At 59.0% G+C, this 12,771-nt stretch carries 12 protein-coding genes; 9 read left to right on the forward strand and 3 right to left on the reverse strand.

Going from position 1 to position 12,771, the window contains the following annotated elements:
* Nucleotide 1 precedes the first annotated feature (1 nt).
* Both ACTNB1_RS03265 and ACTNB1_RS03270 read right to left on the reverse strand, forming a co-directional pair.
* Nucleotides 2–475 carry a tripartite tricarboxylate transporter TctB family protein gene (locus ACTNB1_RS03265; RefSeq protein WP_441167848.1) on the reverse strand — a complete coding sequence of 158 codons (474 nt, stop codon included), beginning with the start codon at nucleotides 473–475 and terminating at the stop codon, nucleotides 2–4.
* A 42-nt stretch (nucleotides 476–517) separates the two neighbouring features.
* Nucleotides 518–1,864 carry an enolase C-terminal domain-like protein gene (locus ACTNB1_RS03270; RefSeq protein WP_441167849.1) on the reverse strand — a complete coding sequence of 449 codons (1,347 nt, stop codon included), beginning with the start codon at nucleotides 1,862–1,864 and terminating at the stop codon, nucleotides 518–520.
* A gap of 251 nt (nucleotides 1,865–2,115) precedes the next feature.
* Here ACTNB1_RS03270 and ACTNB1_RS03275 point away from each other — a divergent pair, with 251 nt between their 5' ends.
* Complete coding sequence (locus ACTNB1_RS03275) at nucleotides 2,116–3,015, forward strand: LysR family transcriptional regulator (RefSeq protein WP_441167850.1); 900 nt, start codon at nucleotides 2,116–2,118, stop codon at nucleotides 3,013–3,015.
* Between the two features lie 56 nt (nucleotides 3,016–3,071).
* On the opposite strand, the gene ACTNB1_RS03280 is transcribed toward ACTNB1_RS03275, so the two are convergent.
* Nucleotides 3,072–4,304, reverse strand: a complete 1,233-nt coding sequence (locus ACTNB1_RS03280; RefSeq protein ID WP_441167851.1) for a GNAT family N-acetyltransferase — start codon at nucleotides 4,302–4,304, stop codon at nucleotides 3,072–3,074.
* 298 nt (nucleotides 4,305–4,602) lie between these two features.
* Here ACTNB1_RS03280 and ACTNB1_RS03285 point away from each other — a divergent pair, with 298 nt between their 5' ends.
* The 8 genes from ACTNB1_RS03285 to eutC all read left to right on the forward strand — a co-directional run bounded on the left by ACTNB1_RS03285 (nucleotide 4,603) and on the right by eutC (nucleotide 12,758).
* Nucleotides 4,603–5,736, forward strand: coding sequence for a 1-propanol dehydrogenase PduQ (locus ACTNB1_RS03285; RefSeq protein WP_441167852.1), 1,134 nt, complete (start codon nucleotides 4,603–4,605; stop codon nucleotides 5,734–5,736).
* A gap of 350 nt (nucleotides 5,737–6,086) precedes the next feature.
* Entirely contained in the window at nucleotides 6,087–6,437 is a 351-nt protein-coding gene (gene eutS, locus ACTNB1_RS03290) for an ethanolamine utilization microcompartment protein EutS (protein ID WP_441167853.1), read from the forward strand.
* 3 nt (nucleotides 6,438–6,440) lie between these two features.
* Complete coding sequence (locus ACTNB1_RS03295; RefSeq protein WP_441167854.1) at nucleotides 6,441–6,890, forward strand: EutP/PduV family microcompartment system protein; 450 nt, start codon at nucleotides 6,441–6,443, stop codon at nucleotides 6,888–6,890.
* 18 nt (nucleotides 6,891–6,908) lie between these two features.
* Entirely contained in the window at nucleotides 6,909–7,493 is a 585-nt protein-coding gene (locus ACTNB1_RS03300; RefSeq protein WP_441167855.1) for an ANTAR domain-containing response regulator, read from the forward strand.
* A gap of 5 nt (nucleotides 7,494–7,498) precedes the next feature.
* Nucleotides 7,499–8,923: a sensor histidine kinase gene (locus ACTNB1_RS03305; protein ID WP_441167856.1), complete on the forward strand. Its 1,425-nt coding sequence runs from the start codon at nucleotides 7,499–7,501 to the stop codon at nucleotides 8,921–8,923.
* A gap of 102 nt (nucleotides 8,924–9,025) precedes the next feature.
* The gene (gene eutA, locus ACTNB1_RS03310) at nucleotides 9,026–10,456 is read left to right on the forward strand and encodes an ethanolamine ammonia-lyase reactivating factor EutA (protein WP_441167857.1); all 1,431 of its coding nucleotides are present in this window, start codon (nucleotides 9,026–9,028) and stop codon (nucleotides 10,454–10,456) included.
* Nucleotides 10,457–10,482: 26 nt separating this feature from the next.
* Complete coding sequence (locus ACTNB1_RS03315; RefSeq protein ID WP_441167858.1) at nucleotides 10,483–11,853, forward strand: ethanolamine ammonia-lyase subunit EutB; 1,371 nt, start codon at nucleotides 10,483–10,485, stop codon at nucleotides 11,851–11,853.
* Nucleotides 11,854–11,867: 14 nt separating this feature from the next.
* The gene (gene eutC / locus ACTNB1_RS03320) at nucleotides 11,868–12,758 is read left to right on the forward strand and encodes an ethanolamine ammonia-lyase subunit EutC (RefSeq protein WP_441167859.1); all 891 of its coding nucleotides are present in this window, start codon (nucleotides 11,868–11,870) and stop codon (nucleotides 12,756–12,758) included.
* Nucleotides 12,759–12,771 lie beyond the last annotated feature (13 nt).

Genomic DNA, 12,771 nt, shown 5'->3' on the forward strand with positions numbered 1-12,771 from the left:
CTTAGAAGAATGTGATCAGGCCCTGGGGCAGGATGATGTCCAGGCTGTAGCGGAAGATGGTGTATACGAACAGGCTGACCACCACCGCGATGACGCCGTACAGTACGAAGTTGGGCTTCTTGTCAGCAGGCGTCAGGAAGATAAACTGCAGGAACAGATAGACCATGGTGGTGATGATAAAGCCTACCGGCTCAAACAGGGCGATGTAAACCACAATGAGCACGGCGGTTTTGAACACCGTCCGCAGGTCCCGCTGGGCCTTTTCCAGCGGCTTGGTATCGGACTTTCTGGCGGTTACCAGCTGGCAGATGCCCAGGATCCACATCAGGGCTGCTAGAAGCAGAGGCATGGTGCGGGCGTTGATGATGTCAGCGCCCTCCTTCACGGGGATCATCAGGGTGCACACCGTGTAAAACGCCGCCACTGCCAGTACGATGATGCCGAACACTTGGTCTTGCATCTTTTGGGTCTTCACAAGCTCACTCCTCTCTTTCGTTGACCGATCCGTCTCCGGGACTCAGCGGACCAGGCAGGGTTTTTTGGAATCGTATTTCCAGTTGGGGATCAGGTACTGCATGGCCATGGCGTCGTCCCGGTCATGGCTGGGCAGTTTCTGATAGAGCGCGTTGGCCTCGGCTACCTTCTCCATGTCGATGGTCACGCCCATACCGGGCTTATCCGGCACCTCCAGGTACCCGTCCTTGATCTGGGGGGTATCCTTCAGCAGGTTCTGTCCGTCCTGCCAGATCCAGTGGGTGTCCAGCGCGGTGGGCGTGCCGGGTGCGGCGGCAGCCACGTGGGCAAAGGCAGTCAGGGTGATGTCGAAGTGGTTGTTGGAGTGACTGCCCCAGGTCAGGCCCCAGTCATTGAGGAGCTGAGCCATCCGAACGCTGCCGTCAAAGCCCCAGAAGTGAGGGTCGGCCAGCACGATATCCACCGATTTCTGAGCCGCGGCGTGGTAGAACTGCCGCCAGTCGGTGGCGATCATGTTGGTAGCCACCGGCAGATTCACCGCGTTTTTGAACTCTGCCATGATTTCACGGCTGGAGTAGCCTGCCTCCGGGCCGCAGGGATCCTCCACGTAAGTGAGGATACCCTCCATGGGCTTGCAGATCCGGATGGCCTCTTCCAGGCCCCATGCGCCGTTGGGATCGATGTTGATCCGGCCGTTGGGGAAGGCCTTTTTGAGAGCCTGGATGGATTCCAGCTCCTCCGCGCCGGGCAGCACGCCGCCCTTGAGCTTGAAGTTGCGGAAGCCGTACTTTTCATGGAGCACCTGCGCCTGCTCCACGATGCGCTCCGGGGTGAGCATCTCCTGCCGGCGGAGCCGGAACCAGGGATCGCTGCTGTCGCTTTCGTCCAGATAGGGGAGAGCCTCGGCCTTACTCTTGTCACTGACGTAGAACAGATAGCCCAGGGTCTCCACCTTGTCCCGCTGCTTGCCGTTGCCCAGCAGCTGGCACATGGGCAGATCCATGTACTGGCCCAGCAGGTCCAGCAGCGCACACTCGATGGCCCACTCTGCCTTGACCACAAACTTGAGCTTGCTGATGTCCAGGGTTTGGATGCCTTCGCCGTCATCCTCCGGGGCGCGGGTGCTGGCCTTGTGGATGGAATCCAGGATGCTGCGGTATGTACCGATGGGCTTGCCCTCTACCAGGGGAATGCAGCTCTCCAGGGCTGCGCAGGTGTAGTCACCGCCGTGGATTTCACCGATACCGGTGTGGCCTGCGCTGTCCTTCAGGATCACCAGGTTCCGGGTAAAGAAGGGAGCGTGAGCGCCGCTCAGGGTCATCAGCATGCTGTCCCGACCCGCAACTGGAATGACCTTCATTTCCGTTACGACAGGGGTTCCTTTTTCCATATGATCTCCTCCGTCCATGCTTGTCCAAAACCCGCGCCGCGGCGGGTTTTGTGGGAGGAAGAAATTCCGCCGTTTCCGGCCTTATGGTGAAACAGCAAGAAAATCTCTTCCCTTTCCTCTGTTGCTTTGGTAAAATGATTATAATCAATGGATCGGATTTTGACCAATTCGCAATTGTGATTTACACAATCGGGAATGCTTATCGCTGCCTTTTTTGGGCCAAATGACGAAATGCTGAAAGGAGTGCGCCAGTGGATACCAGGTATCTGACCTATATTCTCACCATTGCCCGGAAGAAGAATATGACCAAGGCCGCGGAGGAATTGTTCGTTTCTCAGTCCTCCCTCAGCCAGTATCTGACCAAGCTGGAGCAGGAATTGGGCACGCCGTTGTTCTTCCGCGCCCGGGGCGAACTGGTGCTCACTCCGGCCGGGCAGCTTTATACCGAGGCGGCCCAGCGGGTCATCCAGATCAAGGAGCAGCTGTACAAGGACATTGCCAGCCTGGACAATAAGGGGCATATTACCATCGGCTGCACCTCCCAGTTTGCCCTGCTGGCACTGACGGAGATCGTACCCAGGTTCAAGGCGTTTTACCCCGACTGGCGGGTGGAGATCACGGAGCAGAGCCTTCCCGCCCTGACCAAAATGCTGCTGGAGGAGAACATCGATCTGGGCCTGATGGCGGCCAATACCGTAAAACCCTTTGACGAGGCGTATGCCGACGTGCTGCGGAAGGAGGAGGTGCTCTTCGCCCTGCCTACCGACCACCCCTACACCCGGGAGAATCCGGATGGCCCCATCCGGCAGGAGGAATTTGTCAAACGATTCGGGGACGAGAACTTCCTGCTGTCCCGAAAGGGCTCCACCCTTCGGGTGCTGGCTGATCAGCTATTTGAAAAGTACCACTTCGAGCCCAGCGCCATGTGCGAGACCAACAGCATCGTAGCCACCCAGATCATGGTGTCCAACGGCAGCGGCGTGACCTTCCTGGGAGAATCCTGCACAAGAGAGGGCGGGCCGGTGGCCTGCTATTCACTGGAGCCCAAGCTCTACCGGCTCAACCTGCTGGTGCGCCGCAAGCACTGGATCCTCAACGAGGCTGAGCAGATGTTCTGCCGCCTGATCCGGGAGTGGTTTCAGACAGAATAAGACAAAAAACAGGCGGGCGCTGCTTGGCAGCGCCCGCCTGTTTTTTTCAAAATAAATTAAAAATATGTGAGATTGACCGGTTTTTTGTCCCAGCCGATGGCGTTTTGGACGTCCTCCATAAACGCAGGGTCAGACAGCTCGGCCAGACCGTAAACTACCGCGTCCTGCAGAGAATAGGCGCCCATCACCATGGAGGAGAGGGCGGAAATGCCGATGGACAGGGCCACGTTAGGCTGAGCATGCTCAACAACGGAGACCTGGGAGTCGGCGATTTTCAGCAGGAAGGTGCGGTTGTTGTCGGGCAGGAAATCATCCTCCACCTGAAGCGCCAGCACGAAGGGGCGGCTCACCGGACGGCAGCAGTGGTTCTGCATCCGGAAGTAGCCGGCCACGTCGAAAATGCGGGTCATGTAGCCCATGGTGCGCCGGCCGATCTCGTGGATGCAGCCGTCATGGGCGCGATTTTCTCCGGTGTCGGGATTGGTGAACATCATGTGCAGACGCTCGTCTGTGGACAGGATGCGCACCCGCTCGATCTGATCCACCTGGGAGGCGAAGAAGGTCATGAACTGCTTCAGAGTGTCCATGTCCTCATAGATCATCTCATGCACCATCAGATCGTGGTACATGTCAGTGTAATGGTCCACCTCCACGAAGGAGAAGGTGAGGTAACCGGTGATCTTCCCCTCCCGGCGGCACACCACCACATAGGGGGCGTCGAAGATCCGGTGGGGATCCATAAAGTGATGGATCGTGGCGCCGTGGGTCTTTTCTGCCCAGCGCCGATAGAACTCCAGCACCTCGGGGCGGTCGGCCTCAGTGGCATAGGACAGGCCGGACTTGTCCCCAAAGGAACGGATGTAGCAGGGCTTGGGCTGGTAGAGAATATACTCATTGCCGTAGCCATAGCCCATGCTGCGGTAAAAGGCGGGATTGAAGGGGTGCAGGCAGCCGATCGGCGTGCCCAGCTTGGCATAGTACCGCATCAGCACCTTGAGCAGCGTACAGGCCACCCGCTCTTTCTTGTGGAGAAAGTTTGCGGAGACATAGGCCGCAGCGCCCATGGGCATCATCACGCCTCTGACGTTGAGGGTGAAATCCATCATCAGGACAGAACCCAGCAGGGTTCCGCCGTCATCAAAACAGCCGAGGTAACGTCCCTCGTCCGGACGGTACAGTTCGCCTTCCATATTCTCCAGCAGCGCCGCCGGCGTCTTGGACGGGAACGAGGTCACCACGTTCCTGGCCAGCTGCTCCACCTCGGAGGGGAGAACGAATCTGACATCCATATTTTGTTGATTCCTTTCTTTGTACCCGCCGTTTTCTGGGCGGCGGGGCGGGCGGAGGGGGGAACCTCCGCATGTCAGCGCACCTGCTTTGACGAAGTCATTATGTCAGCCGGCGGTAAAAATGTCAATCGCTTTTTCCGGGGGCTGTGTATAAAAAACTTGACAGGGACGGGGTGACACGTTAAGCTATAAGCGCTTGGGTGCGCGATGAAGCGCCCCGTTAGGATCGGATGCGAGGCAGCATCCTGGACGGAAGTTCAGGGTGCTGCCTTATGTTTTTTTGGAAAGGAGCGGGACTATGGAACAATTCAGCGTCAGGACCAAGATCATGACCGGCAACGCGTTGGACGATCTGGCCCGCCAGATCCATCGCGGCTTTGTGGTCACCGACCGCTTTATGGCGGAGAGCGGCCGGGTCAGCTATGTGACCGACGCGCTGGATCAGGTGGGGGCCCAGTGGCAGGTCTTCAGCGACGTGCAGGCCGACCCCGACGTGGCTACTGTCACCAAGGGCGTCAGCATCATCCAGGAATTTAAGCCCGACTGTGTGTTGGCCTTCGGCGGCGGCTCCGCCATCGACGCGGCCAAGGCTATCGTGTATTTTGCCGCCAAAACTCAGGATATGCGGGACTGCCTCTTTGTGGCCATCCCCACCACCAGCGGCACCGGCTCTGAGGTGAGTCGTTTCGCTGTTATCACTGACCGGGAGAAAGAGGTCAAATATCCCCTGATCGACGATAGCCTGCTGCCCGATGTGGCCATTCTGGATGCCCGGCTCACCGCCAGCGTACCCCCTGTGGTCACGGCGGACACCGGTCTGGACGTGTTTACCCACGCAGTAGAGGCCTTTGTGTGCACCGCTGCCAACGACTTTACCGATGCGGCGGCGGAGAAGTCCATCAAGCTGGTGCGCCGCCACCTGCTTAACGCCTATCAGCACCCCGACGACCTGAAGGCCCGCCAGGGAATGCACAACGCCTCCTGTCTGGCCGGCGTGGCCTTCTCCAACGCCGGACTGGGTCTGAACCACGGCATGGCCCACGCACTGGGCGCCCGGTTCCACATTCCTCACGGACGGGCCAACGGCATCCTGCTGCCCTACGTAATGAGCTTCAACGCCGGCTGCTCTGAGACGCTGACCCCCACCGCCAAGCGGTACGCCCAGATCTCTCGTCTGCTGGGCCTGGAGAGCAGCAGCGTCCGTCAGAGCGCCCTCAACCTCATCCGCACCGCCCGGCGGTATGTGGAAAAGCTGAACGTGCCCTCCACCATCCAGGCCGCCGGTGTGAGCGCCGCCGAGTTTGAGGCGGCGTTGGACGAAATGGCCCAGGCCGCTGTGGCTGACCGCTGCACCGCCACCAACCCCAGAGCCTGCACCGTGGAGGAAGTAGCTCAGCTGTACCGGAAGGCGTACACGGGCAAGCTGCCCTAAGGAATTTGCGCTCAGACGCAGATTGTGATATCGCTTGATTTGCCATTGACATGCGGGGTCTTTTCTGGTAAAATAACCAAAAAAGTAAGGGATAAATTGGCGGAAACTCTCAGCCAAGCAAGTATCGGATGCGCCGTTAGTATCTGATACACACTGCGCCCAGAGCGATGCAGCTCCTGGAATTTCAAGAATGACGGATGACCGATTCAAGAAATTCTAGGGGCTTTTTTATGCTTTTATGGGTCGCATTTTTGCCTAAAGCGTTATGGAATACGCCGGCATACTGAGAGCTTGCCCTGTACGATCCCTTGCGCAGAATCAAGGCCTCGGGCAGTAAGGAGGGTGTTTTGTTGATCGAGCTGGATGAAAAACAGCGCATCATACAGGAATTTGTACCTGGCAAACAGGTCACGCTGGCACATGTGATCGCCAATCCGGTGGAGGATCTCTATGCCAAGCTGGGCCTGATCGACTGCGGCGGGGCTATTGGGATTTTTACCATTACCCCCAGTGAGGCGGCTATGATTGCGGCCGACGTGGCCACCAAGGCGGCGGACGTGAAGATCGGATTTGTGGATCGCTTCAACGGGTCGCTGGTCATCACGGGAGATGTGGCGGCTGTTCAGGCCGCCCTGACGGAGGTCATGAACACGCTCTGTGGTATGATGGGCTTTGCTTCCGCGCCCATCACCAAAACGTAGCCCATGAAAGAGAATCGGAGTCCCCGCATTATCCTCATTGGCCGGTCTACGGCGGGAAAAACCACCCTGTGCCAACGGATCGCCAAGGAGGAGCTCAAGTATCATAAGACCCAAACCGTGCAGATACGGAATGAAACAATGATCGATACGCCGGGTGAATACCTGGAGCGGCGGTATTTTCGGGGTGCCCTGATGGTCACCGCCGCCGACGCGGACATCATTGTGCTGGTGCAGGATGCCACCGAGCCGGGGAGCATGTTCCCCCCTGCATACAGCAGTACATTTGCCAAGCCCTGCGTCGGCGTCGTCACAAAAGCGGATCTTGCCACGCAGGAGCAGCTTGCACGGGCGCAAAAATATCTGAACATTGCCGGTGCTGAGGAGATCTATACGATCAGCAGCGTAACCGGCGAGGGAGTGGATGATCTGGTTCAGCGGTTGGGCTTCCAATAAGACAGGAAGGGTGCTCACATGGAAAAGGATGGAATTTCCGTCGTCATCGCCGACGACGAGCCGATCAGCAGAATGGACCTTAAAGAACTGCTGTCCGAGGGCGGCTATACCGTGCTCTCGGAGGTCTCGGACGGATTTGATGCGGTGGAGCAATGCAAGCTGTATCATCCGGATCTGGTGATTTTGGACATTAAAATGCCCTTTTTGGACGGTATCTCAGCGGCAAAGATCATATATGAGGAAGAATTGGCCGATACCATCATCATGCTCACTGCGTACAGCGAGCGGGAGTTTGTGGAGCAGGCCAAGGGCTACGGTGTCAGCGGATATCTGGTCAAGCCCATCGACGAAAAGTCCCTGGTGCCCAGCATCGAGCTGGCGGTGGCCCGCAGCCGGGAGCTCAAACGGCTGCGTAAGGACATGGCGAAGGTCTCCGAACGTCTGGAGAGCCGGAGCGTGATCGAAAAGGCCAAGGGCGTCATCATGCAGGAGCAGTCGATGACCGAGCAGGAGGCCTATGATTACATACGAAAGCTCAGCCTGGACAAGCACCTCTCCATGCGGAGAGTAGCGGAGATCATACTGGTCAAAAACGGCGGGTGATCGGCATGGATACCATTTGGGAGCTGTGCAGAAAGCATACCGACCTCTCTGACGAGGAGATCCGGGTCATCGAGCATACCTCGGCGATTCTGCAGCCCCTGGCGAACCTGGAAGACGCGGATATTTTCATTGACTGCCCCCGGCGGGACGGCGACGCCATCGTGGTGGCGGAGGCCAAGCCGGAGGATGTGCCCTCGTCCTATAAGAACACGGTGGTAGGGCTGCTGGCCAAAGCGGAGAATGAGCCAGCGGTAGCCCGCACCTTCCGCCTGGGTGTAGGCACCAAACAGATGAAGGCTACCACCCAGGAAAACGGCTGCACCATCCAGTCGGTGGAGCCCATCCGCCACGGCAACCGGATCATCGGTGTACTGATCCGTGAGAAGCGGGTGGACGAGCAGCATCTGGTCAGCGAACGCATCCACTTTTCTGAAAAGAGCTATGAGAACATCGCCAGTGTGCTGACCCGCATGGTGTCGGAAAACAACTGGCTGACGGAATGTATAGACGAGGCCCTGGTCATGGTGGATAGCAGCGGTGTGGTCACCTTCTGCAACTCTCTGGCCCGGGATCTCTACCAGAAGCTGGGCTATGTGGAGGATCTGCTGGGCCAGACCTATGAGAACATCCGGCTCATCGACCAGGAGGAGCCGCCGGAAGAGGTGTCGGGCTACTCCTTCGTGGAGACCACCGTGGGCCGGCATGTGCTGAACATCAAGCAGGTCCAGCTCAACGCCCCGGGCATGGCTTTCGCCCTCATCATCCGGGACGAGACCTGGCGGCGGGAGCAGGAAAAGGCACTGATTCTCAAGTCGGTGGCCATCAAGGAGATCCACCACCGGGTGAAGAACAACCTCCAGACCATCGCCAGTCTGCTGCGGCTGCAAATGCGCCGCACCGACAGCGAGGAGACCCGTCAGGTCCTGGGAGAGAGCATGAACCGCATCCTCTCCATTGCCAGTACCCATGAGCTGCTGGCCCAGGGCGGCGTGGACGAGGTGATGATCGGTGAGGTCATCAACAACATCAAAAACAATACCATGCGGTATTTTTCCAATCCCCACTGCCTGGTGACCATCACGGTGGAGGGGGACGACTTCCAGGTGGACTCGGACGTGGCTACCTCAGTGGCTATCATCATCAACGAGCTGCTGCAAAACTCCCTGAAATATGCCTTTACGGACCGGAACACCGGTCTCATCACGATCACCGTGAAAAAGGGAGAGCTCTATTCCAGCATCCAGGTCTGCGACAACGGCAGCGGCTTTGATGTCCACAGCACCGAGCGCAACCGGCTGGGCCTGTCCATTGTCCAGACCCTGGTAAAGGACAAGCTGCGGGGCAAGCTGACCATTGAATCGGGCGGCTGGGGTACCTGCGCAACCTTTGATTTTAAAAATCAAATGATCGAGGCGGACGTGGTGACGTAATCATGTCCCGGAATTCTGAGCGATGCAGCCCGGAAGCAGAGAGGATTTCTCTGCGTCCGGGCTGTTTTACATTTTATGGTAAAATGAGAGCGGGTGAATTTCTTGCACGAAGTCATACTCAGTGTAGGCATCGACATCGGTACCTCCACCACGCAGCTGATCTTCAGCCGTCTGACCATTGAAAACCAGGCCAGCAGTTACACGGTGCCCCGGATCAACATTGTGGACAAAGAGGTCATCTACCGCAGCAAGATCTATTTCACGCCCCTGCGTTCGGCCACAGAGATCGACGCCGAGGCAGTGAAACAGATTGTGCGGGAGGAGTACCGGGCGGCCGGGATCAAGCCGGAGGAGCTAAAGACCGGCGCGGTGATCATCACCGGCGAGACCGCCCGGAAGGAGAACGCCAATGAGGTGCTCTCCGCCCTGTCCGATCTGGCGGGTGACTTTGTCGTAGCCACTGCCGGACCCGACCTGGAGTCGGTGCTCTCCGGCCGGGGCGCAGGAGCCGACGTGCTGTCCCACGACCAGCGCATTACGGTGGCCAATCTGGACATCGGCGGCGGTACCACCAACATCGCCCTGTATGAGAAGGGCACCCTGCGGGGCACCTGCTGCCTGGACGTGGGCGGCCGCCTCATCAAGGTGGAGAACGGCCGGATCTCCTACATCTATCCCAAGACCCAAGCTCTGGCCAAGGCCCACGGCATCGAGATCCAGGTGGGCGACAGAGCTTATCCCGAGCAGCTATACGGTGTGTGCCGCCTGATGGCGGCCCAGCTGGCCCAGGCTCTGCATCTGACGCAGGCCGACGGCCACCACGCCGGTATGTATACCAACGACGGCAGAGCCCTTCCGGACCAGCCCCGGGTACAGGCAGTGACCTACTCCGGCGGCGTGGCCGACTGCATCTATCAGAAGATGGAGGACGACGTCTTCCGCTTCGGAGATGTGGGCGTCCTGCTGGGAAAGGCCATTCGGGCCGATCCTGACCTGAACCGGGTAGAGCTCTGCCAGGCGGTGGAGACCATCCGGGCTACCGTGGTGGGAGCGGGGACCCACACCACCGAGGTCAGCGGCAGCACCATCCGCTACGAGCGGGACAAGCTGCCCATCAAAAATATCCCCATTCTGAAGGTATCGCCGGAGGACGAGGCGTCGCTGGAGACGCTGAAATCCTCTATCATACAACAGATGCCCCTGTTCACGCCTGAGGGGAAGGCGGAACAGATCGCCATTGCTTTTACTGGAGAAAAGCGCACCAGCTTTGCAGATGTTCAGGCTTTGGCGGCGGCGGTAATAGAAAGTGCCAAGGAGGTGATTCAAGGTCCCTATCCCTTGATCGTGGTGGTGGAAAACGATATCGGCAAGGTGCTGGGCAACGCCCTCAACGTGCTCTTGGAGCACAAGAAGGAAGTGATCTGCATCGACGGTATCAAGACCCTCAGCGGTGATTACATCGATATCGGCGAACCCATCGCAGGCGGGCAGGTTCTGCCCGTCGTCATCAAGACCTTGATCTTTAATTCCTAACAAGGATATTTGAGAGGTGAAGTAGCATGATCTTAAAAACAAAGCTGTTTGGCCACGTCTATGAGTTCAAGTCCATTCGAGAGGTCATGGCGAAGGCAAACGAGGAAAAATCCGGTGACAGACTGGCCGGCATCGCCGCGGAGACCGCGGAGGAGCGGGTTGCTGCCAAGGTAGTGCTCTCTCATCTGACCCTGAACGATCTGCGCAACTGCCCCGCCGTCCCCTATGAGGAGGACGAGGTCACCCGGATCATCCAGGATTCTGTCAACGAGACCATCTTTAACGAGTATAAGAACATGACGGTGGCCGAGTTCCGTGAGTGGCTGCTGGACACTCAGACCACTCCCGACATGATCCGCCGGGCCTCCCGCGGCCTGACTTCCGAGATCGTGGCCGGCGTGTGTAAGCTGATGAGCAACCTGGACCTCATCTACGCTGCCAAGAAGATGCGCGTGACCGCCCACTGCAACACCACCATCGGTCTGCCCGGCACCTTCTCCTCCCGTCTGCAGCCCAACCACACCACCGATGATCCCAAGGGCATCATCGCCTCCGTTATGGAAGGCCTGTCCCTGGGCTGCGGCGACGCCGTCATCGGCCTGAACCCCGTGGACGACTCCGTGGAGAGCGTGGCCCGCATCCTGAAGATGTTCGACGAGTTCAAGCATAAGTGGGACATCCCCACCCAGATCTGCGTGCTGGCCCACGTGACCACCCAGACTGAGGCCGCCAACAAGTTCGGCGCTCCCCTGGATCTGATGTTCCAGTCCATCGCCGGTTCCCAGAAGGGCAACGAGGCTTTCGGCCTGAACGCTGCCATGCTGGACGAGGGCCGCGCCACCATGCTGTCCCGCGGTACCTGCACCGGCCCCAACGTCATGTACTTTGAGACCGGTCAGGGCTCCGAGCTGTCCTCCGAGGCCCACAACGGCTGGGACCAGGTCACCATGGAGGCCCGCTGCTATGGCTTTGCCAAGCGCTACCAGCCCTTCCTGGTCAACACCGTCGTCGGCTTCATCGGCCCCGAGTACCTGTACGACTCCAAGCAGGTTACCCGCGCCGGTCTGGAAGACCACTTCATGGGCAAGCTGACCGGCATCCCCATGGGCTGCGACGCCTGCTACACCAACCACATGAAGGCCGACCAGAACGACATCGAGAACCTGGCCACCCTGCTGGTTGCCGCTGGCTGCAACTACATCATGGGCGTGCCCGAGGGCGACGACTGCATGCTGATGTATCAGTGCACCGGCTATCATGAGGCTGCTGCCCTGCGCGAGGTCTTTGGCCTGCGTCCCATCCACGAGTTCGACATGTGGCTGGAGAAGATGGGATTCTCCGAGAACGGCAAGCTGACCCCCAAGGCGGGCGACGCTTCTGTGTTCCTGCGTAAATGAGGGAGGTGCACGCTATGAATGAGAAGGATTTAAGAAGCATCATCGAGCAGGTTCTGGCTGAGATGAACGCCGGCGGCGCCAAGGGCGCTGAGACCTGCTGCGGGACCGCTGCCCCCGCCGAGGCCGCCTGCCAGGTGGAGGATGGCTGCATCCCCGACATCACCGAGATCGACATCCGCAAGCAGTATCTGGTAAAGGACCCCGAGAACGGCGAGGCTTATGCCGAGCTGAAGATGAACGCTCCCTGCCGCCTGGGCATCGGCAAGGCCGGCGCCCGCTACAACACTCTGCCCCAGCTGGAGTTCCGCGCCGCTCACTCCGCCGCTCAGGACGCCGTGTTCAACGACGTGGACGCTGAGTTCGTGGAGAAGATGGGCCTGTGGACTGTGCAGACCCAGTGCGACAGCAAGGATACTTACCTGACCCGCCCCGACCTGGGCCGCAAGCTCAGCCCCGAGGCCGTGGAGACCATTAAGGCTAAGTGCAAGAAGAACCCCACCGTGCAGATCTACGTGGCGGACGGCCTGTCCTCCGCTGCTGTGGCTGCCAACATCGGCGACCTGCTGCCCGCTCTGATGCAGGGCCTGCAGAGCTACAAGATCGACGTGGGCACCCCCTTCTTTGTGAAGTATGGCCGCGTGGGCGTGATGGACGAGGTTTCCGAGATCACCGGCGCCGACGTCACCTGCACCCTTATCGGCGAGCGTCCCGGCCTGATCACCGCCGAGTCCATGTCCGCTTACATCGCCTACAAGGCTACCATCGGTATGCCTGAGGCCCGCCGTACCGTGGTGTCCAACATCCACCGCGCCGGCACCATTCCCGCCGAGGCCGGCGCCCACATCGCCGAAATCATCAAGATCATGCTTGAGAAGAAGGCCAGCGGCACCGATCTGAAACTTTAAGGAGTAGGGAGGA

Origin of the sequence: Flavonifractor sp. HCP28S3_F3 (assembly GCF_052065355.1) — a bacterium.
GTDB lineage: Bacteria > Bacillota > Clostridia > Oscillospirales > Oscillospiraceae > Flavonifractor.

What these genes read in the sequence shown, in the direction of transcription:
- ACTNB1_RS03300 (WP_441167855.1), top strand. Translation starts at nt 6,909, where the DNA reads ATGGAAAAGGATGGAATTTCCGTCGTCATCGCCGACGACGAGCCGATC.
- ACTNB1_RS03315 (WP_441167858.1), top strand. Translation starts at nt 10,483, where the DNA reads ATGATCTTAAAAACAAAGCTGTTTGGCCACGTCTATGAGTTCAAGTCC.
- ACTNB1_RS03295 (WP_441167854.1), top strand. Translation starts at nt 6,441, where the DNA reads ATGAAAGAGAATCGGAGTCCCCGCATTATCCTCATTGGCCGGTCTACG.
- ACTNB1_RS03280 (WP_441167851.1), bottom strand. Translation starts at nt 4,304, where the DNA reads ATGGATGTCAGATTCGTTCTCCCCTCCGAGGTGGAGCAGCTGGCCAGG.
- ACTNB1_RS03285 (WP_441167852.1), top strand. Translation starts at nt 4,603, where the DNA reads ATGGAACAATTCAGCGTCAGGACCAAGATCATGACCGGCAACGCGTTG.
- eutC (WP_441167859.1), top strand. Translation starts at nt 11,868, where the DNA reads ATGAATGAGAAGGATTTAAGAAGCATCATCGAGCAGGTTCTGGCTGAG.
- ACTNB1_RS03305 (WP_441167856.1), top strand. Translation starts at nt 7,499, where the DNA reads ATGGATACCATTTGGGAGCTGTGCAGAAAGCATACCGACCTCTCTGAC.
- ACTNB1_RS03270 (WP_441167849.1), bottom strand. Translation starts at nt 1,864, where the DNA reads ATGGAAAAAGGAACCCCTGTCGTAACGGAAATGAAGGTCATTCCAGTT.